This window comes from Exiguobacterium sp. N4-1P (genome assembly GCF_002214325.1).
On record NZ_CP022236.1, the window covers coordinates 1,412,406 to 1,433,353 of the forward strand.

Here is a 20,948-nt window from a genome sequence, read left to right on the forward strand (position 1 = left end):
AGGGCTGACGAATGCAAGAACGACAAACCATTTTAGTCGCAATGGACTCTTTTAAAGGAAGTTTAAGTTCAGCTCAGGCAAACGGGGCGGTCATGGAAGGAATTCGTCAAATCAATCCGAATCAATCCATACAATCGATCGAGGTGGCAGATGGCGGCGAAGGAACGGTCGCTGCCTTGACTGGCCCCTTTAATTTAACGAGACGGAAAGTTACTGTGCATGATGCAAACGGCCGTCCGACTGAAGCCGTATATGGTCATAACAAAAAGACAAAACGTGCCGTGATCGAAGTCGCATCTGCTTGTGGATTACCACAACTGAAAAAGGAAGAACGGAATCCGCTAACTGCGACATCGTTCGGGGTCGGACAATTAATTACAGATGCCCTGTCGTCAGGAGCACGGCGGATTTACTTAGGACTCGGCGGTTCGGCGACGACTGATGCAGGGGTCGGCATGCTTCAGGCATTGGGGTACCGATTTCTGGCACAGGACGGGACGGAAATTACAGAGATGCAAGAACTTACTTCTTTGGCGTCCATCGATGAGACACGGGTTCACCCTGCTCTCGAAGATTGTCAATTCACAATCATTTGTGATGTCGATAATGTTTTCTACGGTCCAACTGGAGCTGCATATGTATACGGTCCCCAAAAAGGGGCATCCGAGCGTGATGTTGTCGAGCTGAATGACCGTCTCATCCATGTAGCAAAAGTAATTACGGAACATACTGGAATAGATGTTCAATCTATTCAAGGAGCAGGTGCCGCCGGTGGATTAGGAGGTGCTTGTTCGTCGCTCTTACAGGCTGAATTAAAACGCGGTGCTGAACTGATTTTGGAGGAAACAGGGGTCATGGCGCAAGTAGCGGACTATGCGTTTATTTTTTCAGGTGAAGGAAAAATTGACGGACAGACGTTTCAAGGGAAATTGCCGCAAGCAATCGGGCAATTCGGACACCGGTTCGGCATCCCCGTTATTTTATTAGGCGGAAGTGTCGACGCACAGATTGAACACATAAGGACAGCAGGGATCACAGCTGCGTTTTCGATTACACAACAACCGGTCGCGCTAGAGGAGATGATGCAGCCTAAAAAAGCATATGACACTCTGAAGTACACGGCGGCCAATCTATATGCACTATGGATGACGATGAGATGAAAGGATGAAGCCGAAAATGATTTTAAAATGTACACCTGTATTTCAAGAACGGATATGGGGGGGACGAAAGCTCGCCTCACGTTTTAACTATGAAATTCCTGACGGTCCAATCGGCGAATGTTGGGGGATTTCGGGTCATCCCAATGGAATGAGCATCATTGAAACAGGACACTATGCCGGCTACTCAATAGAACGGTTATGGTCTGAGGAACGGGAATTGTTCGGCGACTACACATTAGCGGAATTCCCACTATTAGTGAAGATTCTCGATGCAGAAAAAGATCTGTCGGTTCAGGTCCATCCGAGTGATGAACAAGCTTTTGAGCTGGAGGGTGAAGCATACGGAAAAACGGAATGCTGGTATGTCATCGAAGCAGAAAAAGATGCGGAAATCATTTTAGGTCATACTGCCCGAACGAAAGAAGCGTTGCGAGAGTCAATCGAACAAGCTGAATGGAGTACCTTGTTGCGGACACAACGTGTCAAAGCGGGCGATTTTATTTTTGTACCGAGCGGAACGATCCATGCGATTGGAAAAGGCATTGTGGTTCTCGAGACACAACAATCTTCTGATACGACCTACCGGCTGTATGATTTCGACCGTATTGATGATGTTGGAGAAAAAAGAGTTTTGCACCTTGAACAAGCGTTTAATGTCATTACAACACCCGATGTTACGTTTTACGGACGAACAGAGACGAAGCAAGTGACAAACGCAGAGATCACGACGCTTATTAAAGTTCCGGAATTCAACGTATATCACGTCAAAGTAAAAGACGGGTTTGTCCTTAAGCCACTTGAACGTTTCCGTACGATCACAATTTTAAACGGGCACGGAGAGATTGAAAATGTACCGGTTCAAGCGGGAGATCATTTCATTATTCCGCAGGGACAAGCTCCCCGCAATTGTATGGGAACGTTTGAATTCATCATGAGTGATGTGGAAGTTCGATGAATATAACTGGAGTCTTTCAAGATAATAACGTGAATAATTGACTGAATATTCAGACTTTAATGTCGGTTAGTTTCACACATTACAGGATTTGTGAACGAGAAAGTCCACTCCTTAGGGGGAGGATGAACGTGAGTTTAATTTCGGAGTCCAGCTAGTCGGAGTTTTAGAAATCAACAAGTTAATCAGGCTGCCCTTACACAGTATTTTATCCGTGTAAGGGCAGCCTGGTTTTTGTTGGATACATTTTTCATTGGAGTGAATGAAATAAGCGTTCACCCATTTATTTTTTTATCATTTTAAGTTCTTCTTAATGTACGTAATGATTTTACGAAGTTCAGTAGCAGTAGGACGACCAAACGGGCTAGTTTGCCGTTGCTGATAAAGAAGAGATCCTGTTTCATCAACAAGGAAATAAGCCGGCTCACCATGTAATCCATGATCCTCATAAGGTGAATCTTCACCGTGGTAATAGACGTCAAAGTCTTTAAGGACCTTCAGCTCTTCATCGGAGAGCACAGGGAAGGACAGTTGCTCTTTTGAAGTCATTTCCGACAAATTTTTTAATTGATCCGTCGCAATCGTAATGAGATCGACGCCATGTTTATCAAAAAAGCCTTTATTTTCTTCAAGTTCCTTTAAATCTGCGACACAAACAGGACACCATGCCCCTCTAAAGAAGATGATTAGCTGCCAATTGTTGTCTTGTTTTTTCGATGAAGGATAGTGATAATCTTCACCTGTTGTAGAAGGGAGCGTAAATGATGGAATATGTGTACCTAGTTGAAATGCACTCATTGTATTCTATTCCTCCTTAATGTTAAATCTACTTATTACCTTACACCATCTGTAGCAGAAAGGCTGTAACTCTGCTTACAAAACGTCTTTTAAATTTAAATCATGATTTAATTCGGAAAAAAGTTTAAAACCTGATAAATCAGGATATAATTACTTAATACGTATAGTATATGAGGATAAAGAATTTTATGTAAAAATGACCCAAATCTTTTTTTTACCATTTATCTTTAATTCTTACTATTAATATTTAGAATTAATTGTCAATCATTCCATTATGTACATTATTAAAAAACTTCTCCATGTATAAAACTGACGGTTGTACACGGGAGAAGATTTAAGCTAAGGAGACCACCCACTTGACTACATTTCTTTCAAACGAAAAAACACTCTCATCCACCCATGTCCTGGAAGCCTTAAAAACAAATGTCGCCATGATCCGGTTTGACGTACAACGCCGTGTCGTCGACGTCAATGATCTGTTCGCGAAGACGATGAAATACCGACGCGACGAAATGATTGGGATGCACCATCATCTGTTTTGTCCACCGGAATTCGTCAACAGCCCTGCTTACCAGGAACTTTGGAATAAGTTACTGAGCGGTTTCAGTGCCGCCGACAAAATCAAGCGGATTGATTCGCGGGGCAATGCGATTTGGCTCGAAGCGACGTATATGCCGATTTACGAAAATGATCAGGTCGTCGGCGTCGTCAAGATTGCGTCAGACATTACGGCGCGACAGGAAACGATTGCAGAATATGCGACATCCTTCGAAGAAATTGCGACACATCTCGATGAGCGTTCGCTTCAAGGAAAGCAGGAAAGTGAAGAATTGAAGCGAACGATTGAAAAAATGGCGACGGATGCCAAAAACAATTTGCAGACGTTAGCGAACTTACAGGCACAATCGTCGGAAATCACAAAAATCGCGGGGACGATTAAAGAGATTGCCGCCCAAACGAACTTGTTGTCTTTGAACGCCTCGATTGAAGCAGCACGCGCGGGTGAACACGGGAGTGGATTTAACGTCGTTGCGATGGAAGTCAGAAATCTTTCGAAACTCGTCGAACTCGCCGTCGTCAACGTCCGGACGACGACCGATGACATGAACAAGGAATTAAGCCGGATTGAAACCGGGATTACCCGGGCGAACGAAGATGCCTCGTCAAGCGTCCGCGTCATGGAAGAGACGTTAAGCCGGTTTGATACAGTCAGTCATGCGGCCGAGACCTTGAATCAAACTTCGAAAAAATTCACGACCGTTATCTAAACGATTCGTCAGGAGCGAGGAAGCGGCTTCTGATTTTTTTTAGGAGACCGTTCTGAAAATCAAGTATAATGAAAAGAAGAGACGAAACGATTGCACGTCAGATCGTTTTTTAAAGGACGTGAAGCTTGTGAAAAATCGTTACATCCTCCTCTTGTTTCTCTTGCTAGGAGGGGCTTTTCTTTATACCGTCTGGATCAATCCGAGTCTCAGGGCGAATGAAATTCATGTCGCACTGGACGGTGACGATGTACAAGACGGATCCCGGAAAAACCCGGTCCGGACGCTAAAACAGGCAGCTGCGTTAGCGAAACCAGGGACGACCGTATATGTCCATGCCGGCGTCTACACGGAACCGCTCGTCGTCAAAAACAGCGGGACGAAGGCGAAACCGGTCGTCTTTCGACCGTACCGGAATGATGAAGTCATCTTAAGCGGGAAAAAACTCAAGTCGCAAGATGGAACAACGGCGCTCATCACGATGGACGGGAAGGCCTACGTGACGATTCGCGGCTTCATCATCGAGGACATCAAAACGAAGCGTGCCGATGAAACGATTATCGGCATTTACCTGACGGGACCGAGCCACGACGTGACGCTCGAGCAAAACACCGTCCGCCGGATCGAAACGTCATCGAAAGACGGAAACGGGCACGGGATTGCCGTCTACGGGACAGAACCGATGCATGACATCACGCTTACAAAAAATCGTGTCGAAGATTGCCGGCTCGGTTCGAGTGAATCAATTGTTTTAAACGGGGACATCCGACGTTTCACTGTCAAAGAGAACCGGGTCAGCCGAAATGATAACATCGGAATCGATTTGATCGGGCACGAGGGCGTCGCGACGAGCGGAACAGATTACGTTCGGGACGGAATCGTCACCGGCAATATCGTCCACGACATCTCGTCCTACGGGAACCCGGCTTACGGGAACGCGTATGCTGCCGGCGGGATATACGTCGACGGCGGGAAAAATATCGACATCATCAACAATACCGTCTATCGAAGTGATATCGGAATCGAAGTGACATCCGAGCATCACGGAAAATATGCTGAACAGATTAACGTCGTCGGGAATACAGTGTATGAAAACAACTACACGGGCATCGCGATTGGCGGCTACGACAGCAAGCGGGGCGGGACACGACAGACGGTGATTCAACAAAATGTCCTTTACCGGAACGATACGAAGGGCGAAGACGGCGGACAACTGTTGGTCCAGCACTATGTGGAAACGACACGCTTCGAGGAAAATACTGTGACGGCGGGTCCGTCACGCATCATGATCGCCAATTACGTGTCGAGCGGTTCGACGAATCAGTTCGCACGCAACGTCTATGAAAAAGAGTCCGGCAAGACGAGTGACTGGATATGGGAAGAGGACACCTTGTCGTTTGCTGCATTTAATAAACAAGTCATTGATGCGACGTCACTGTATACAGCTCCGTTATATGTCAATGCCGCGGATTATGACTTCCGGTTAAAAGAAAATTCACCCGTCTTGAAACTCCGTAAATGATCGCATCCATCATTTAATCACTTAAATCGATGCGGAAGAAGGAAACGAAGCGATTGTGTATAAATAGAAAGAAGTGAACGGTCAACTATTTGCGATAAGAAGTACGTTTCACAGGAAAGACGAATCGCTTGGCCGAGGAGGAACATTGTGAAAAAGTCCATCTTAGCATTCTTTTTACTGACACTGATTGGTTGCGTCGGCTATGTCGTCCTCAACCGGGGACCGGACGTCGCCTATGAAAAAATGGTTCAAGCAAAAGTGACGCAATATGTCCAAAAACAATATGGAAAAGCACAAATCGTCGAGGTCCGTCCGGCATATGCCGATACGGACGAAAGTAAGGAGCGGCGCCACCAAATCGCCGTCAAGCTGAAGGCATACAAGCAGGATCAATACATGTTGTACCGCTTAAAGAAAAATAAAGTGATTGAACTCGGACTGACAGAGACGTTGCCGATTCCAAAGCAATGAATCACGAAACAGGCATGATGGCCGCGAGCCATCATGCCTGTTTTGTGTATGGATGCGGTTAGCCTGCATCTTTCAACTCTTGATACGGATTGACCCGTGCCGCGATTTGCGCCGGCAGCAGTGAAGCGATTGTCCCGAACAGGATTGGCAAAGCAAGCGAGACACCGATCAAGAGCGGTTCGTCCCACGGGACTAAATCATACAGGACGTAAATCGTCAGATAGGAAATGCTGAGACCGACCAGCCCTGCGACGAATCCGATCAGCATCCCTTCGAGCAGAATCAATTGGCGGATCGAACGATTCGTCCAACCGACAGCTTTGAGGATGGCGAGGGAGGCGCGGCGGTCGGTGACGTTTTGCCACATGATTTCACCGGTCGTCAAGATGGCGATCGTGATCGCGACGCCCATCGTCATGTAATGCATCGGGCCGACTTGAAGCGCGACGAACTGGCCGAGCCAGGACGTATAGAGGACACCTTGCAAGTGGAACGTCACGAACAGGAAGAACGTCAACAGCGCTGTCGGTAACGCAATCGACAGAATCGACAACGCATTACGTTTCCATTTACCGAAGATTTCCTTTAACGCCAGTGTAAAGGTCGAACGCAGACCCAGTTTGATGTGTGAGGATGCGGCGTATTCACCGGTCTTGATCGCTTCGTACGGCGAAATCTGACGAATCGTCCAGGCGGACCAGGCAGCACCGGTCAGGTAGATGAGTAAGCTGAATCCGGCGATCAAGACGAGACTCAGTACGTTCATCGTTTCATTGCGGACATACGAGAAAATACTTTCGACGAGCAGGGCGACGAGCGAGACGAAGCCTGCGAGCAGTACGGCTTCAATCATGACGATCCGGTAAAGATCTTTCGTCCGCCAGCCGAGTGCGAGCAAGACAGCGAACTCTTTCCGGCGGGCAAGCATCGAGACGTAGCTCGTCGCGAGGACATACACGATGGCGACGGCAAGCATCGCGAAGATGACACCGGAGAAGCCGACGCTCGTCTCACGGAAAATCGTCATCGCGGCACCGATGTGGATCCACGGCTGTTCAATCCAGCCGAGTGTCTTCCCGTCATCAACGACTTTCGTCACGACCGGTTGCGGGGAGGAGCCTTTCGTGATCGTCGCGACGAGACCGGTCTCTTGTTCAATTTGTTTCTTCACGTCTTGCAGCAGTTGTTCCGACTGTTCGCTGACGGTCGCTGCTCCTTTGACTTTTAAACGAATGGATGAAATCGCTTGTTTCCCGTTAACTGCTAAGGCGCTGTCAAGCGTCGTCAGGATATTTGGTGAACTGGTCAATAGACCGACCGGGTTTCCTGACGTATCAATCGGTTTAGCCGGATTGATCGGTTTTCCTTCGGCGTCAAGGACGAGATCAGCTGACGACGGACGATATGTTTCCATCGGTAATTCGTTGAGTGGATCTTTTGAGACGTTGATTTTGTTCGGATCATATAAACCGACGACATTAAATGATAAGTATGGGAACGCAGTGTCTACTTCACCTGGCTTTGGCTTGTTTATTTTTCGACCACTCGATTCAAGTGACCGGAATCCATGCTCAGGGAAATAATTTTTCCCATATGTCCAATTTTTAATTTGGATGGGAGCGGAATTTATCTCATAAGCCGTAGTCCAACGGGTTGGATAAGGACTGTTGATTGTTTTGAACTGGAGCGGACCTGATGTGTAGAGCAATTGTGCCCCCTCTAACTCATCCGTGCCTAAGGCAGTAGCGTTCGTTTTTTCTAGCAATTGTTGTAAATACGTTTTTTCTACTTTAGACATCGGGATTGTGAGATGTTGAATGACTTTAGCAGAATACGTAGTAAGGGCAGAGTTAGTAATGGAACGTTTTGGTTGTTTTTTAATCAATTCATCAATCAGCTTTTGTTGATCTTGTTCCGTTACAAAAGGAGCATCCAATCGTTCAATCGTGTATTCATAATTGCCCTGATTAAAGGAATTCGGATTAATGAGGACGGGAATGATATGTTCACCCGGGTTGTTTCCAGGTTTATGGTGATCAAGGTTAGAGAAATAACGCGATTTATTTTTCGAACTGACACTTTCATCCAGTCCGACCAGTCGCGCTTCTTCGACCGGATCGATGGCGACGACAAGGGCAGGATTTCTTGCGTTGGCATCTTGAAAATATTCAACTGGATTCGTCGTAAAGGAGGCATTTTGAGGAACAGGGACTTTTGTGCCTTGTGCAATATGGATGATTTCTTGCGATTGCTGTTCTTTCGTAAAACCATTTTGAATGTAATTCGTCGTCGTCAAACGATATATGCCTGGCTTTGTCGGAAACTTTAACGCTTTTTTGTAAGAAACACTCGAATTCGCGTACCCCATCACAGCAATCGGTGCGGCAATATCAACTTCCTTCATCTGTTTGATGTCCTCATACTGTTGAAAGGAAATCCCGCCGTTGATGCCGTTCAAATAGTTCGGCTCAAGCAGGTCACTCGCTTCGGTCGCCATCTGGCTGCCTTTCGGTCGGACGACGATGTCGTAAGCGGACGACCATTTTTTCTGTAATGTCTGTTCGACCGTTCCTTGACTTGAATCGGTCAGGTTGAACATCAAACTGAGTCCGGCACTGATAATCAGGGCACCGACAAGCGTCAAGATGAATTTAAAGCGTTGCCGGCGCCAGTGGTTCAAAACGAAACGTAGCATCTGGATCCTCCTTGATGTTGTAATGAGTAGCGAGGTGAGCCGTGGAGCATTTGGTAAAGGCCGATAAGAAGAGCTGTGATGTCTCGTTTACCCGCTTTGGATGGTCTTCTTACGACGATCTTCAATGATTTGTCCGTCCTGCATGAACAGAATCCGGTCCGCCCGTTCAGCAAGTGCCAGGTCATGGGTGACGAACAAAATGCCGCACTGCTCTTCCCTGTGCAGGTCAAGCAACAATTGAAAAATTGTCTCGCCGGTGACGGAATCAAGATTTCCGGTCGGTTCATCGGCAAGGATCCAGCGCGGGCGACTGATCAGCGCCCGTGCGATTGCGACCCGTTGCTGTTGACCCCCGGACAGTTGGGCCGGTAACGCGTGTTGTTTTTCAAGTAAGCCGACTTTCTCGAGGATCTGGGCAATCCGCTCTTCTTTATTGAAGTCCGTTTTTTGTTTTAAGAGCGGGACGAGCACGTTTTCTTTGACCGTCAACGCAGGCAGAAGGTGAAATTGTTGAAAGACGAAGCCGATTTCCTGTGCCCGGAAGGCGGAGAGGCGGCGATTTTTCCAACGGCTGATGTCTTGGCCGTCGTATTCGATTTGTCCGGACGTCGGACGGTCGAGTGAACCGATCATACTGAGAAAGGTCGACTTGCCGGAACCCGAGGCACCGACGATTGCCGTCACTTCGGTGGCTGAGAACTGGCACGTGAGGTCGTTTAAGACGAGTAATGGACTCCCGGCTAATTGAAACGCATGGGAGAGGTGATTAACGGAAATATCCATTCGAACGCTCCTTTTACAAAATAAGGTAACTCAACTATAAAATTATTTGAAAATTTTGTCTATTTTTCTTTTTATTATCGGGTTAAAAACTGAGACAGCCTTGGCTCGTCAGTGCCTGCTGATTATGCGTAGTATCCTTTTAGATACTTAACCACATTAATGTGCCTACTTCTCAGTTCACAAACAGGACTTTATGATAAGAGAGTAAGAGACAGAAAAAACAGGTGGTTGTAAAAATGAAGTGGAGTGTACGAATTATTCAAGGGGTGTTAGTAGTTGGCTTTTTATTATTTGGATTTATGAAACTGAGTGCAGATCCGACAATGGTCGACTCGTTTGAAAACGTGTACGGCTATGGAACAGGGTTCATGTATTTTGTTGGAACAATTGAAGTGGTAGCAGCCATCGGCTTATTGATTGGTTACTGGAAAAAGAAACTTATTCCAGTCTTCAGCGGGCTACTTGTACTCGTCTTGGCAGCATTTGTATTCGTCGGTCAAAAGAAAGTCAATAACGGAGCGAATCAATCGGCTGAACAAATTTCATAAAGTATAGGAGAGTGACACGGCTAGCACCGTGCACTCTCTATTTGTTTAGTGAGAAATAACAAGAAACTATGTTGACGTTCAATAACGTCAACAGTGTGTTTCGCGGGATGCAACAGGTGTTTCCGCCTGGTCATGTCGAGAATGCGGAAGAGATCGCGCATGCTGTCCTGTTCCTCGCGACGGATGAAGCGAGCCATATCTCAAGGCGTCTGTCTTCCGGTCGACAGTGGGGTCACGGCAAGATAACTGAGGATAAATCAAGGCACTGTCCATCCGGCAGTGTCTTTTCTTAATGAAATATTTGGTCAATAAGTAACAGAGGATGTGATCAAAAGAATTTTTTTACAAAAAAAGCGTTACAATGGAAGGGGAAAATGACAAACGAAATGAGTGGATAATTTTGCTGCAATCATGGAAAAAACGATTGATTTACGGAACGGCTGGACTAGCAGCAGCTGGATGTGCGAGTGCATTCTATATCGGCGCGCATCCCGAAGAACCAAAAGCCAGTTCTTACCCGATCATATCAAAAGATGTCACGACGATGACGTTTAAGCCGAACGACGGTCAGGTTATCCTGCTGTATGGAAGCGATATTAACCGTTCTAAAGAAACACAGGATGATCCGCAAGAGCCGGCACTGATGACGACATTATCAAAAACGGGAACAGCATTAAAGACGGAGGCGATTGCTGATCCGGATTTGTATCGGATGGCATTTTCACAAAAAGGAACTGACCCGCGGCATATTTATATCCATCACCCGGACGGTATCGAAGCGGACCACTTTTTTACGTATGACTTAAAACGAGGGACGTTCAAGAAACACGAGGTGCCGAATACATCGATAACATCCATTGCCCATTACGGGAAAGATGCCTGGGTCACATCAAACGCTGCAAAGCCGTCGGAAAATCACACGTCATTCGAAAAGCGGTTGAACCATATGCTTATACTGCTTTATACGGCGCTAAGGACACAGCGTATTTTGCAACGACCGACGGCATGATGATCAAGCTAAAGACGGACGGAACGATGCAGCAAAAGTCATTTACAGTATTGGATGATGTCAACTACTGGGCGACGGAACCGATGCGGATGATCAACAAACAGACGGGTTATCAAATCATCGGCACCGGTGAAAACGATACGGATCAACGGTTCGTTAAGTGGACGTTCGGACAAGCGTTCCGGGTTGAACCGGTCCGACCTGATTTTTGGAAGCCGGGTAACTATTACCGTTACCTGTACCGGAATCCGTATAAGAAGACTTCCTACTTCACGGAAACGGACATGTCATCTTCTGGTGAATACCGATTGATCGTCACGGATGACCAGTTAAAAACGTTACGGACGATACCGATTGATGGAGAAAAAGGTGTGGACTTTGTGATCGATTAACAGCAGAAGGAGTGAGGGAAATGGCTATTGAAGAGGTGTATTTAACGGCAATTCAAGCACGGTTCCGCGCAGTCCGCGAACCGGCCGAGCAGGCACTCGCTTGGCTGAACGAAGAACAGTTCCATCAGATACTGGCACCGGACACGAACAGCGTCGCGTTGTTGATTCAGCATATGACGAACAATATGACGTCACGCTGGACCGATTTTTTGACGACGGACGGGGAAAAGCCGGACCGCAACCGGGACGCCGAGTTTATCGACCAGGGACATGACAAAGCGACGTTACTGAAACTGTGGGATGACGGCTGGCAGCTTGTCGAAGCGACGCTCGCGTCCCTGACACCGGACGATCTGGAACGGACCGTTTTGATTCGCGAGGAACCGCATCTTGTCGTTGACGCAATCGAACGGCAACTCGCGCATTATGCCTATCACACCGGACAGCTGATTTTTTTAATGAAGATCCTGCTCGGACCGGACTTCAAGCCGTTGACGATTCCCTTACCGCATCAACGGAAGTGAATACAACAGACCTGCCTCTTTGACTTAAGGGGCAGGTCTGTTTTCATAATGTATCGTCACTCGAACTGCCGACAGGAGTTGTCGATAAAGAAATCGTAAAAGCGCGCTCGCCTTTTTTGAGTTGGATATCTTCAGGAGAATGGATGGCGTCGATTGAGTCTGTTCCCATCGACTCCTGAACGGTTGATTTCTCAAACATCAACACCTCGTATTCAGATGGGCGAAATGACGTATCACGAAACTCGACGCCACTCATCATGACTTTCTTTAAAACATCTGACTCCTCGGATTTTTCCTGCATGAGACCATCTAAGTCAAACATGTATGAACGGTAGCCTTTTGTCGTATCGAACACTTGCCCGAGTGTCAGTTTTTCCCCATCATAGTGACCGGGTTTGATGGTTTCGGTAAACCAATTTTTTTGTTCGCCGGATGCAAAATACTCAATTCCGGTCAGGTAAAGGAGGTTGTCGGTTTTCCCAGTCATGATATAAACAGCCTCATTTTTATCCGAATCTGATGGAGTTTTAGTCGTATCGAGTGTGAGTGTCAACGGCAACTCCATCGGTTTGACGACTTTTTTCGGCACGGTCTCTTCCGAACTGCAACCGGTAAGTAAAAGTGCCGATAATGAACAGACGAGCATTTGTTTCAACATCCACTTCACGTCCTTCGTATGTAAATAAAGTAAGTATAAAAGGATTGGATGTTATTTACAATCAGAAAAGTGTTCACGGAAAGGGGGGATTTGCGTGAAAAAACGATTTATTCTTTTCCTGTCGCTTGGACTGTTCGGTTGTTTAGCGACATGGAACCAGGAACAGGCAGAGGCGACCGCTTCCAAAAAAGTCATGTATGTCGCGCCAGCCGGCAAAGATACGAATTCCGGTTCGTTGAAACGACCGCTCAAAACACTGAAACGGGCGAGTCAGCTTGCGAAAGCCGGGACGACGGTCTATCTGCGTCAAGGAACATACACGGAAGCGTTGACAGTCCGGTACAGCGGAACGAAACAGGCACCGGTCGTCTTCCGGAATTACCAAACGGAAAAAGTCGTCTTAAGTGGGAAGGCGTTGAAGAAACAGGACGGGGAGACGACGCTCATCCGAATCGAAAACCTGCAGTACGTGACGATTCAAGGACTGGTTGTCGCAGACATTGCGACGACACGAAACGATGAGACACCGATTGGGATATGTATCACCGGGACAGGACGGAACATTCAACTGATCGATAATCAGGTCCGCCGCATCAAGACGAATGCGAAAGGCGGCAATGCCCATGGGATTGCGATTTACGGAACCGGTCGCTTGAAGCAAATCACCGTCCGTGGGAATCGTGTCGAAGACAACCGGCTCGGTGCGAGCGAAGCGCTTGTTTTAAACGGCAACATTGACGGGTTTTCCGTCACGGACAACATCGTCCGTCGTAACGATAATATCGGCATCGACTTGATTGGTTATGAGGGAGTCGCGACAAACAACTCGGAGGATTATGTCCGTAATGGAGTCATTTCCGGGAATCACGTCTCCGACAGTTCGAGTTACGGCAATCCGGTCTACGGCAAGGACTACAATGCAGCGGGGATTTACGTCGACGGCGGGAAACAGCTGACAATCGAACACAATACCGTCGAGCGAAATGATATCGGGATTGAAGTAACAAGTGAACATGCGAAGAAGTATGCAGAAGACATTACGGTCCGCGGCAATCTCGTCCAACAAAACCGGTTTACCGGCATTTCGATCGGCGGATACGATAAAAAGCGCGGTGGAACGAAACGGGTTCGGATTACGGACAATCAGGTCACCGGTAATGATACGAAGGGACTTGAAGGCGGTCAGCTGCTCGTCCAACATGATGTCCGCGATAATCGGATTGACCATAATGCATTTACGACAGGGCGGGATAACCTGTTTGTCGCGAACTTCTTCAAAACGAGTTCCGGCAATCAGTTTGACCACAATACTTATCAATTAAAAAAAGGAACAGCGAAACGGTGGATTTGGTTGGATTACGAGTACCGCACTCAGTCCGCTTTTGAACGGGCAGTCGCTCAATGAATGAACAACAGACGTCATTTTCCCTAAAGGGAGAGAATGACGTCTGTTTGATTAACGGAATCACATTTGTTTCACGTATTGTAACCGACGAATAGTGTGAAAAGCATCAAACCGGTCGAACCGGTGATACAGGTCAGGCAGATCACGGTCGTAAAAATACGCAACGGCAACGGTAAGCTGACCTGTCTTTTCCAGACGACATACACGACGACGGCACTGGCCATCATCAGTAAAGCTAAAATCGAGAACGGTAACGTCCGTTCCTGGATCAAATAAAAAATATCCAACGTCTCACGTCCTTTCTGTCAGATTTCGATTCAAATGGGCTGTACTCTGCAAAATCGGACTCTGTTACGTTATACTAATTATTGTAATATATGGATTAATAATCCAAAATGGAATCGAAGAAAGAAGGGGAGACGATTGGCACAATCATTACGCAGATCAGCAACAGATCGATCGATTCAAGGGGTGTGCGGCGGACTCGCGGAACACTTCGGTATTTCATCATTGGCCGTCTGCCTGATTTTCATTGTCATTCCGCTTCCGATTAATTTAATCATTTACATGATTCTCGCTAATGCTATGGCGGATGCACCAAGAACGTTGTAAAACAAATGAACAAAAGGAGGTTATGTCGATGACAAACGGAAAGATTGCACTTCGTGTGTTAGGCATTTTGATTGGCGCAATCGTCGGCTTACTTATTGTTTACGAAGCGAAATGAATCTTTGACGTCAGTATCCTGCTAGGATTCGTGCCGGTGCCGCTATTTTCGCTCTGATCAACATCATTTGGGTGCGTGTGAGAAAATCTTGAACAGCTAAGGGGGAACTGTGACGACTTACTTGATAAGTACAACATGTGACGTTCAGATGGACCCAAGCACGACATCAGACGAAATCTGACCGATTTGTACAGACGAGCGTCAATATGTCAATCCGAACGGGCAATCATGAACAACACTTGGAGAGATGAGGTCGTCCGAAACATACAAGACGACGCTTACTGAAGAACAATCGGGGCTTATGAGTCTGGTCACAACGCCGAAGTTAGGTATCGGACAGGCGGCATATCTCGTCTCGGTGACGAAACGAGTTCTTTCGGATTGTGTAACCTATCTCAATCAGGCGGAAACATTTGATATATATTGTGCTCGAGAATGACGTGAAATTGTATGAATTGGTTGAAGGTGTGCTGCGAGATTACGCAAGAAGGCAAAAATAATTAAACGGTACAAGAGGTGGTCACATGAAATGGATTGAGGATGTCCGGCTTCGAGAAACAGTCTATTTTATTTTGTTTGACACCGCGCTATTTTTATTTCTTTTTTACCTTGATCGAGAAGATGGTACTGGTAGAGCCGGAGGACTTTTGATTGCCGCGTTCGTTTCTTTATTTGGAATGTTGCTTCTGTTTCTTTGGACAAATCGCCAAAATGTTTGGCTAATAACAGGTGCGATTTTGTTTTATCTTTTTCTTGGATTGTACTGGATCTGACCTAGAAAACCATCAGTTTGCGTGAAATGACGAATCTTGTTCGATGTCCTGCAACAGTTCACGGAACTATTTCGTAAACGGCAAAAATTGTTCGGATGAAAGTTGGAGTTCTTGTTGGAACGACAGGATTTCTTAGTCCTACACGTCAGAGGAACAGGGATGTAAGTTTTGTCTCGACAAGATTCAGGAGATACTCAGCAGGGATGAACCCACGGACGACAGCCTGAAAAATTCAATACTTTTCCACCTCGGGCTTTCTCCTTGACGCGTTCAAATCTAATGGTATAATCGGTTAACTTTTATTAGCTGTAAGGCTAGTACGGCTGAAAGATTGACAAAATAAACCACCTTTAAAAAAGAAGGATTTGTTCGGTTAAAGCAGAACGTTAAGCAAAGAACAGATTCTGAACTTACAGAGGAGTGATTCATTTGAACCAAGCTCAAGAAATTCAGATCCAGACGGTCATCCGACGACCCGTCACCGAAGTCTGGACGTAATGGACGGAACCGGAGCACATCAAGGCATGGAATGCGGCATCGGACGATTGGCATACGACGGAAGCGACGAATGATGTCCAGGCAGGCGGTCATTTTTTCAGTCACATGGCGGCAAAGGACGGCAGCATGGGGTTTGATTTTTCCGGTGTTTATGACGATGTCGTCGTGAACGAAAAATTAGCCTATACACTGGACGACGGTCGCCACGTGACGGTCTTGTTCGAAGCAAATGGAGACGAAACGAACGTCGTCGAAACATTTGAAGCGGAGTCGGCGAATCCGCCCGAGATGCAACAAGCGGGCTGGCAGGCGATCCTTGACCGCTTCAAAGAATATGCGGAACAACAGTGAAGCAGACAAAAAAGCCCGTTCCTAAGCAGGAGGGCTTTTTCTTTAGAGAAAAAATCGATTTACTGCCGTACTTGAATCAATGTTTCCCCGCAATTTTGACAAATGGAATCGAGTGTCTTCGTACAATCTGCGCAATATGTACAGTTGTGCGAACAATGATACGTCACTTGGTTGTCTTTGAACGCCTCTGCGCAGCGGGTACACGTCGTTGCCTGCATCGGTCTCACCTCACTTTTCTTGTTTACCTATCTTTATTTTACAAAATGGAGTCACGGTCCGACAGATGGTTTTCCTCGTTTTCAAGTAGCTTCGCCTAAGAAACAATGGTAATTTAAAGATATGTCTTCATAATATTAGGAGGGTGAAAAATTGGACGAAATTGATTACGCCATTATCCGGGCGTTGCAGGCGGACGGGCGAATGTCCTGGACGGAACTCGGTAAAACGGTGGGCCTGTCAACGCCCGCCGTCAACGAACGGGTCAAGAAGTTGGAAGATCGGGGAGTGATTAAAGGATACCGCGCCGTCATCAATCCCGTCGCAATCGAAAAAACAATCATGGCGATTTTGATGTTCGAGCAGACACGCTGTGCGGCGTTCATCGCGTTTTGTAAAGACCATCCGGATGTCGTCGAGTGCCACCGGCTTGCCGGGACGTTTAACTTCATGGTCAAACTATACACGCCGTCAGTCGAGACACTCGAAGCGTTCATCGATGCCTCGATGGAATACGGAAAACCGTCGACCTGGATCCGTTTGTCGTCGCCGGTCGCCTTTAAGGCGTTTACGGTCGGGGATGGGATTTTGATATGAACGTTTCTATCAAACAACGAATTGAACAACAAGTCGGTTTGATCCATTCGATCCATCCCGTTGTCGAGCAGGGGGGAACAGCCATCGTCTACTATGTGAAAACGTTAGGCGGCACATATATCCTCAAGCAGGCAAGCTTACCCCTATACCGCGAATGGTTGGCGCAGGAAGCGACAGTGATGCAGACGTTCAAGTCGCAACACATCATTATCCCGACTTATATTGATTATATGGAAGACGCGCAACAGGATTATTTACTGATGTCCTACATAGCCGGTGAGACGTTGACAGCGGCACTGGCGGATGCTTCCGAACTGCAGCGTCTTGAGCTGATCCGTGCATTTGGAAAGTTTCTCAGACAGCTTCATACGGGCGGGATTAGCTCTACCCAATCTTCAAAAGACTGGCTGGACAAACAGCTGCTTCAAGCCAATCGCTACATTGAACAGGGCTGGACAAATGGATCACGCGAGTTGCTTAACGCATTATCCACCAAGCAGCCGGAACCTGTTCCAGCGACGCGGATACACGGGGATTGTACGACGGACAATCTGGTGGTCCGAGACAACGCAATCGTTGCGTTTATTGATGTAGCCGGAATGACGGTCGGCGATCCCCGCTACGATGAAGCCTTGGCGACGCGATCTTTTCGGACGGATATCAAGATGCTCGATGCGTTCTATTCCGGATATGGATTTTCACTAATCTCAGAAGAAACATTCCGCTATTTTGATGACGGATTGTATGAATTTTATTGAAAAAAATCATAGAATCAGGTCAGGATAAAGAAATGTAATTTATACATTGCATATGGAATGTATATATGACATACTAAAAAAGGAAAATCTTTGAAGTAGGTGAGTAACATGAGTCCAAGCATGAGTCCGATGAAATCAAAACGAATGGAACAAGGGTGGACGCAGCAACAATTGGCCGACCGTGTAAAAGTGACACGTCAAACCATCGCCCTGATTGAAGCCCGAAAATTTAATCCGAGTCTGAAACTATGTCTTGAGATTGCCCATGCGTTGCACACCGATTTAAATACGCTATTTTGGGAGGAAGCCGATGAATAAGTTAAAACAATGGTTAGGGATTGAAACTGTAGAGGATGAACGGACACAACTGAAGGAGTTACGGTCATTCCATAATGCCGGACTGTTTATCGTCGTCCTGGCGATGCTTGACCTGATTGTCCGGGGATTCATTTTGGACCGTCCGGCTTCACATTGGGGAGCCAGTCTCGTCTATGTCATCGTCTATGTTTTTTATGCGTTAGCGAAGATGGCACTGGAAGGTATTTATGATACGGAAGTCGATGACGAACGCAGTTTCAAGAAGAAAATGAAACAACATTTTTGGACACACCTTACCGGCGGTCTCTTTTTTGCAATCGTCATGCTTTTCCTGCGCGGGATGCCGGAGACGTTGCGTGACTGGCTGAGAGTCCTGGTGACATTCGTTGTCGTAATCGCATTTTTGCAACTGTACGAATGGGTCTTCACAAAAATCTCATTACGCCGGACACAAAAAGAACTGGATCAGTCCGATTCTTAAATCAATACAAAATAGCGGCTGGTTCCTGAATTGTCTAGGATTGGCCGCTATATCTTTTGCATCAGGTAAAACACTTTGTCGCTTGATCGACCTGATCTTGCGGGATCAGCAATTGGTCGCCTTCAACTGTAAAATCAATGTCGTTGGACTGTAGTCGTTCCATTTGAGCCGGTGTATTTTCACCCCACGGAACGGTTTTTGGTTCCTCGGAAGAAGCACATCCGGCGAGCAGTAGACTGCTTGCGAACAGCAATGGTTTTAACATGAACTCAACTCCTATCAGGATATCCGTTGATTTTTGTTGAAAAACAGTTGCTGCAACTGCAGTCCGTCGCTTGGAACACCAACTTGTCAACCGAATCGGAAACAGATTTAACTAGACGAAAATGACTGACATCTGAATGAAGGGCAGTTCCAACAGATGCATGATTGGACTTGGGAAGTGCTGACTCAGAATAAAGACGAATACACCACTGATAAAGTTGGCACCAACTCCACCGAGTAACATCGCTGCTCTTTGTCCGCGACGGAGCGGAATCTCTGACGGGTGAGATTGGTAGAGTCCCTCCCGAAATTGCTTTCGGGCGACGGAAAAATGACCAATTCGTAAGAAGGGTTCGCCTTTACCAATGGAAATGGATTATAGTCGTAGCCCAACCGAGCGACCAACGATCGTATGGCCGTATTCGTGCAGAATCAGGCTGGGGAAGTAAAAGCAAAACATGATCAGATTGAACCAGAGTAAGTGCATGTTTCTCCTCCTCTCGTTCACAAAAATAATAAAAAACGGGAAAATTATGCAACTCACATAGTTGTAATTTATTTACATCTAAATTGAAAGGGGGACAGACCGATGCATACAGTAAATGATTCCGTTCTGTCGATCCGGACATATCCGGCCGAACATCAAAAACACCGTAAAACGATTTGTTTGTATCATGGCTGGGGATCGAGTGTGACCAAATATGATGAATTCGCGCGGATGCTTTCCGATAAAGGATTTACCGTCATCGTGCCGGAGCTGATTCTGCATGACAGCCGCAATGCGCTAGGTGCGTATTTTGATCGGGGCATCGTCGAACAGCACTTTTGGGAAGTGGTGTTTCAAAGCATTGAAGAATCGGGCACGCTCGCAAAACAGCTGAACGTTCCAAGAGGGGACATCATCTGGCTCGGCGTCTCGATGGGAGGATTCATCGCGAGCGGTGTAGCGGCTAAACAACAGGGAAGCGCGGGATTGATTAACATCAACGGCTCAGGCTCCTTCCTCTTTGCGGAACAGCTTTTACGAAGCCGCGATAAAAGAACGACGTTGTCGACTTCAGAAGAACAACGCCTGAGAAAGTATGATCCCTTGTCGCAAGAGCAGGTGACGCCGACATTATTGTTACATGGAGAGGACGATGAGGTCATTCCGATTGCGACACAACAGCATTTTGTGGAACAATCTGCTTCAACTAACAGTGATGTCACGTTCCTCAAATATCCATTGATCAACCATACTGTCTCAGATGACATGATTGCCGACATCTTGAACTGGTTGGATGAGCGTTTTTAACAGTTCAGAAAAACCGGACTCCTCTTTAGGGGCCCGGTTTTTCTTTAGAAGCGTTTGGTTATAAGGGATGTTGCACCGAAGATGGAAGCGAGAGTCGCCAACATGAGGCATTCCCCACGGTCACCGTAAAATCTTTTCGAGCGCTTTTCCTTTTGCCAGCTCGTCAATCAGTTTGTCGAGATAGCGGATTTCGCGCATCAACGGCTCCTCGACGTTTTCGACCCGGACGCCGCATACGACACCTTTGATTAACAATCGGCGCTCCTGCATGTCTGGTGCTTCCGCAAAAAAGGTTTCGAAGGTCGTCGCATCTTGCGATAACGTCGAGAGCTGTTGTTCCGAGTACCCGGTCAACCAACGGATGATTGTATCGACTTCCTGTTTCGTCCGACCTTTCCGTTCCACTTTTTTGACGTAAAGCGGATAGACGCTTGAGAACGCTGTCGTGTACAGCCGGTGTTGCCCCATTTTTCTCACTCCTTATGATTC

Annotated in this window: 26 protein-coding genes and 1 pseudogene; 19 read left to right on the forward strand and 8 right to left on the reverse strand. The window is 46.8% G+C overall.

Translation table 11 applies throughout. From position 1 onward, the window contains the following. The first annotated feature begins 11 nt into the window (after positions 1 to 11). Positions 12 to 1,160 (forward strand): glycerate kinase family protein, encoded by a 1,149-nt coding sequence (locus A0126_RS07380; RefSeq protein WP_088837081.1) that lies wholly within the window; start codon positions 12 to 14, stop codon positions 1,158 to 1,160. A gap of 16 nt (positions 1,161 to 1,176) precedes the next feature. Next, the gene (manA, locus tag A0126_RS07385) at positions 1,177 to 2,115 is read left to right on the forward strand and encodes a mannose-6-phosphate isomerase, class I (protein WP_088838487.1); all 939 of its coding nucleotides are present in this window, start codon (positions 1,177 to 1,179) and stop codon (positions 2,113 to 2,115) included. Positions 2,116 to 2,406: 291 nt separating this feature from the next. On the opposite strand, the gene A0126_RS07390 is transcribed toward manA, so the two are convergent. Further along, complete coding sequence (locus A0126_RS07390) at positions 2,407 to 2,910, reverse strand: peroxiredoxin family protein (protein ID WP_088837082.1); 504 nt, start codon at positions 2,908 to 2,910, stop codon at positions 2,407 to 2,409. A gap of 356 nt (positions 2,911 to 3,266) precedes the next feature. Here A0126_RS07390 and A0126_RS07395 point away from each other — a divergent pair, with 356 nt between their 5' ends. From A0126_RS07395 to A0126_RS07405, 3 genes are all read left to right on the forward strand, one after another. After that, positions 3,267 to 4,178, forward strand: coding sequence for a methyl-accepting chemotaxis protein (locus tag A0126_RS07395; RefSeq protein WP_088837083.1), 912 nt, complete (start codon positions 3,267 to 3,269; stop codon positions 4,176 to 4,178). A 127-nt stretch (positions 4,179 to 4,305) separates the two neighbouring features. Continuing rightward, positions 4,306 to 5,697, forward strand: a complete 1,392-nt coding sequence (locus A0126_RS07400) for a DUF1565 domain-containing protein (protein WP_157898479.1) — start codon at positions 4,306 to 4,308, stop codon at positions 5,695 to 5,697. Positions 5,698 to 5,844: 147 nt separating this feature from the next. Beyond that, positions 5,845 to 6,168: a hypothetical protein gene (locus A0126_RS07405; RefSeq protein ID WP_088837084.1), complete on the forward strand. Its 324-nt coding sequence runs from the start codon at positions 5,845 to 5,847 to the stop codon at positions 6,166 to 6,168. A 58-nt stretch (positions 6,169 to 6,226) separates the two neighbouring features. On the opposite strand, the gene A0126_RS07410 is transcribed toward A0126_RS07405, so the two are convergent. Both A0126_RS07410 and A0126_RS07415 read right to left on the reverse strand, forming a co-directional pair. After that, positions 6,227 to 8,863 (reverse strand): ABC transporter permease, encoded by a 2,637-nt coding sequence (locus A0126_RS07410; protein ID WP_088837085.1) that lies wholly within the window; start codon positions 8,861 to 8,863, stop codon positions 6,227 to 6,229. A gap of 87 nt (positions 8,864 to 8,950) precedes the next feature. After that, positions 8,951 to 9,646 carry an ABC transporter ATP-binding protein gene (locus A0126_RS07415; RefSeq protein WP_088837086.1) on the reverse strand — a complete coding sequence of 232 codons (696 nt, stop codon included), beginning with the start codon at positions 9,644 to 9,646 and terminating at the stop codon, positions 8,951 to 8,953. Positions 9,647 to 9,882: 236 nt separating this feature from the next. Here A0126_RS07415 and A0126_RS07420 point away from each other — a divergent pair, with 236 nt between their 5' ends. The 5 genes from A0126_RS07420 to A0126_RS07430 all read left to right on the forward strand — a co-directional run bounded on the left by A0126_RS07420 (position 9,883) and on the right by A0126_RS07430 (position 12,119). Beyond that, positions 9,883 to 10,194: a DoxX family protein gene (locus tag A0126_RS07420; protein ID WP_088837087.1), complete on the forward strand. Its 312-nt coding sequence runs from the start codon at positions 9,883 to 9,885 to the stop codon at positions 10,192 to 10,194. A gap of 68 nt (positions 10,195 to 10,262) precedes the next feature. Then, on the forward strand, positions 10,263 to 10,487 hold the full coding sequence (locus A0126_RS19140; RefSeq protein ID WP_157898480.1) for a hypothetical protein: 225 nt from the start codon (positions 10,263 to 10,265) through the stop codon (positions 10,485 to 10,487). Positions 10,488 to 10,594: 107 nt separating this feature from the next. Next, positions 10,595 to 11,203, forward strand: coding sequence for a hypothetical protein (locus A0126_RS19500; protein ID WP_239456889.1), 609 nt, complete (start codon positions 10,595 to 10,597; stop codon positions 11,201 to 11,203). After that, entirely contained in the window at positions 11,200 to 11,595 is a 396-nt protein-coding gene (locus A0126_RS19505) for a hypothetical protein (protein WP_239456890.1), read from the forward strand. Before A0126_RS19500 ends, A0126_RS19505 begins: the two co-directional genes overlap by 4 nt. A 20-nt stretch (positions 11,596 to 11,615) precedes the next feature. After that, positions 11,616 to 12,119, forward strand: a complete 504-nt coding sequence (locus tag A0126_RS07430; protein ID WP_088837088.1) for a DUF1572 family protein — start codon at positions 11,616 to 11,618, stop codon at positions 12,117 to 12,119. A 43-nt stretch (positions 12,120 to 12,162) separates the two neighbouring features. Here A0126_RS07430 and A0126_RS07435 read toward each other — a convergent pair whose 3' ends face one another. Further along, positions 12,163 to 12,777 (reverse strand): hypothetical protein, encoded by a 615-nt coding sequence (locus A0126_RS07435; protein WP_088837089.1) that lies wholly within the window; start codon positions 12,775 to 12,777, stop codon positions 12,163 to 12,165. Between the two features lie 94 nt (positions 12,778 to 12,871). Here A0126_RS07435 and A0126_RS07440 point away from each other — a divergent pair, with 94 nt between their 5' ends. Beyond that, positions 12,872 to 14,182 (forward strand): right-handed parallel beta-helix repeat-containing protein, encoded by a 1,311-nt coding sequence (locus A0126_RS07440; protein WP_088837090.1) that lies wholly within the window; start codon positions 12,872 to 12,874, stop codon positions 14,180 to 14,182. Positions 14,183 to 14,253: 71 nt separating this feature from the next. Here A0126_RS07440 and A0126_RS07445 read toward each other — a convergent pair whose 3' ends face one another. Beyond that, entirely contained in the window at positions 14,254 to 14,469 is a 216-nt protein-coding gene (locus A0126_RS07445) for a hypothetical protein (RefSeq protein WP_088837091.1), read from the reverse strand. Positions 14,470 to 14,605: 136 nt separating this feature from the next. On the opposite strand from A0126_RS07445, the gene A0126_RS07450 reads away from it, so the two are divergent. From A0126_RS07450 to A0126_RS07460, 3 genes and pseudogenes are all read left to right on the forward strand, one after another. Then, positions 14,606 to 14,794: a PspC domain-containing protein gene (locus A0126_RS07450; protein WP_014970392.1), complete on the forward strand. Its 189-nt coding sequence runs from the start codon at positions 14,606 to 14,608 to the stop codon at positions 14,792 to 14,794. Between the two features lie 639 nt (positions 14,795 to 15,433). Then, positions 15,434 to 15,682 carry a hypothetical protein gene (locus A0126_RS07455; protein WP_088837092.1) on the forward strand — a complete coding sequence of 83 codons (249 nt, stop codon included), beginning with the start codon at positions 15,434 to 15,436 and terminating at the stop codon, positions 15,680 to 15,682. 510 nt (positions 15,683 to 16,192) lie between these two features. After that, positions 16,193 to 16,531, forward strand: a pseudogene (locus tag A0126_RS07460) (SRPBCC domain-containing protein); the annotation flags it as partial. Positions 16,532 to 16,590: 59 nt separating this feature from the next. Here A0126_RS07460 and A0126_RS19845 read toward each other — a convergent pair. After that, positions 16,591 to 16,749 (reverse strand): DUF1272 domain-containing protein, encoded by a 159-nt coding sequence (locus tag A0126_RS19845; protein WP_088837093.1) that lies wholly within the window; start codon positions 16,747 to 16,749, stop codon positions 16,591 to 16,593. Between the two features lie 151 nt (positions 16,750 to 16,900). On the opposite strand from A0126_RS19845, the gene A0126_RS07470 reads away from it, so the two are divergent. From A0126_RS07470 to A0126_RS07485, 4 genes are all read left to right on the forward strand, one after another. Next, positions 16,901 to 17,344 carry an Lrp/AsnC family transcriptional regulator gene (locus tag A0126_RS07470; protein ID WP_088837094.1) on the forward strand — a complete coding sequence of 148 codons (444 nt, stop codon included), beginning with the start codon at positions 16,901 to 16,903 and terminating at the stop codon, positions 17,342 to 17,344. After that, positions 17,341 to 18,102 carry a phosphotransferase gene (locus tag A0126_RS07475; protein ID WP_088837095.1) on the forward strand — a complete coding sequence of 254 codons (762 nt, stop codon included), beginning with the start codon at positions 17,341 to 17,343 and terminating at the stop codon, positions 18,100 to 18,102. The genes A0126_RS07470 and A0126_RS07475 overlap by 4 nt, the downstream gene beginning before the upstream one ends. A 108-nt stretch (positions 18,103 to 18,210) precedes the next feature. Then, entirely contained in the window at positions 18,211 to 18,420 is a 210-nt protein-coding gene (locus A0126_RS07480) for a helix-turn-helix transcriptional regulator (protein WP_239456920.1), read from the forward strand. Beyond that, a complete protein-coding gene (locus tag A0126_RS07485) occupies positions 18,413 to 18,901 on the forward strand; it encodes a DUF6773 family protein (protein ID WP_088837097.1) in 489 nt (162 codons plus the stop codon). The genes A0126_RS07480 and A0126_RS07485 overlap by 8 nt, the downstream gene beginning before the upstream one ends. Positions 18,902 to 18,962: 61 nt before the next feature. On the opposite strand, the gene A0126_RS07490 is transcribed toward A0126_RS07485, so the two are convergent. Then, positions 18,963 to 19,166, reverse strand: coding sequence for a hypothetical protein (locus tag A0126_RS07490; RefSeq protein WP_088837098.1), 204 nt, complete (start codon positions 19,164 to 19,166; stop codon positions 18,963 to 18,965). Positions 19,167 to 19,754: 588 nt separating this feature from the next. On the opposite strand from A0126_RS07490, the gene A0126_RS07495 reads away from it, so the two are divergent. Continuing rightward, positions 19,755 to 20,459, forward strand: a complete 705-nt coding sequence (locus A0126_RS07495; protein WP_088837099.1) for an alpha/beta hydrolase — start codon at positions 19,755 to 19,757, stop codon at positions 20,457 to 20,459. Between the two features lie 120 nt (positions 20,460 to 20,579). Here A0126_RS07495 and A0126_RS07500 read toward each other — a convergent pair whose 3' ends face one another. Beyond that, a complete protein-coding gene (locus A0126_RS07500) occupies positions 20,580 to 20,927 on the reverse strand; it encodes a DUF2200 domain-containing protein (RefSeq protein WP_088837100.1) in 348 nt (115 codons plus the stop codon). Positions 20,928 to 20,948 lie beyond the last annotated feature (21 nt).

Coding starts and splice junctions, on each gene's coding strand:
- A0126_RS07380 (WP_088837081.1), top strand. CDS start 12: ATGCAAGAACGACAAACCATTTTAGTCGCAATGGACTCTTTTAAAGGA.
- manA (WP_088838487.1), top strand. CDS start 1,177: ATGATTTTAAAATGTACACCTGTATTTCAAGAACGGATATGGGGGGGA.
- A0126_RS07390 (WP_088837082.1), bottom strand. CDS start 2,910: ATGAGTGCATTTCAACTAGGTACACATATTCCATCATTTACGCTCCCT.
- A0126_RS07410 (WP_088837085.1), bottom strand. CDS start 8,863: ATGCTACGTTTCGTTTTGAACCACTGGCGCCGGCAACGCTTTAAATTC.
- A0126_RS07415 (WP_088837086.1), bottom strand. CDS start 9,646: ATGGATATTTCCGTTAATCACCTCTCCCATGCGTTTCAATTAGCCGGG.
- A0126_RS07420 (WP_088837087.1), top strand. CDS start 9,883: ATGAAGTGGAGTGTACGAATTATTCAAGGGGTGTTAGTAGTTGGCTTT.
- A0126_RS19140 (WP_157898480.1), top strand. CDS start 10,263: ATGTTGACGTTCAATAACGTCAACAGTGTGTTTCGCGGGATGCAACAG.
- A0126_RS19505 (WP_239456890.1), top strand. CDS start 11,200: ATGATGATCAAGCTAAAGACGGACGGAACGATGCAGCAAAAGTCATTT.
- A0126_RS07430 (WP_088837088.1), top strand. CDS start 11,616: ATGGCTATTGAAGAGGTGTATTTAACGGCAATTCAAGCACGGTTCCGC.
- A0126_RS07435 (WP_088837089.1), bottom strand. CDS start 12,777: ATGTTGAAACAAATGCTCGTCTGTTCATTATCGGCACTTTTACTTACC.
- A0126_RS07455 (WP_088837092.1), top strand. CDS start 15,434: ATGAAATGGATTGAGGATGTCCGGCTTCGAGAAACAGTCTATTTTATT.
- A0126_RS19845 (WP_088837093.1), bottom strand. CDS start 16,749: ATGCAGGCAACGACGTGTACCCGCTGCGCAGAGGCGTTCAAAGACAAC.
- A0126_RS07475 (WP_088837095.1), top strand. CDS start 17,341: ATGAACGTTTCTATCAAACAACGAATTGAACAACAAGTCGGTTTGATC.
- A0126_RS07480 (WP_239456920.1), top strand. CDS start 18,211: ATGAGTCCAAGCATGAGTCCGATGAAATCAAAACGAATGGAACAAGGG.
- A0126_RS07485 (WP_088837097.1), top strand. CDS start 18,413: ATGAATAAGTTAAAACAATGGTTAGGGATTGAAACTGTAGAGGATGAA.
- A0126_RS07490 (WP_088837098.1), bottom strand. CDS start 19,166: ATGTTAAAACCATTGCTGTTCGCAAGCAGTCTACTGCTCGCCGGATGT.
- A0126_RS07495 (WP_088837099.1), top strand. CDS start 19,755: ATGCATACAGTAAATGATTCCGTTCTGTCGATCCGGACATATCCGGCC.
- A0126_RS07500 (WP_088837100.1), bottom strand. CDS start 20,927: ATGGGGCAACACCGGCTGTACACGACAGCGTTCTCAAGCGTCTATCCG.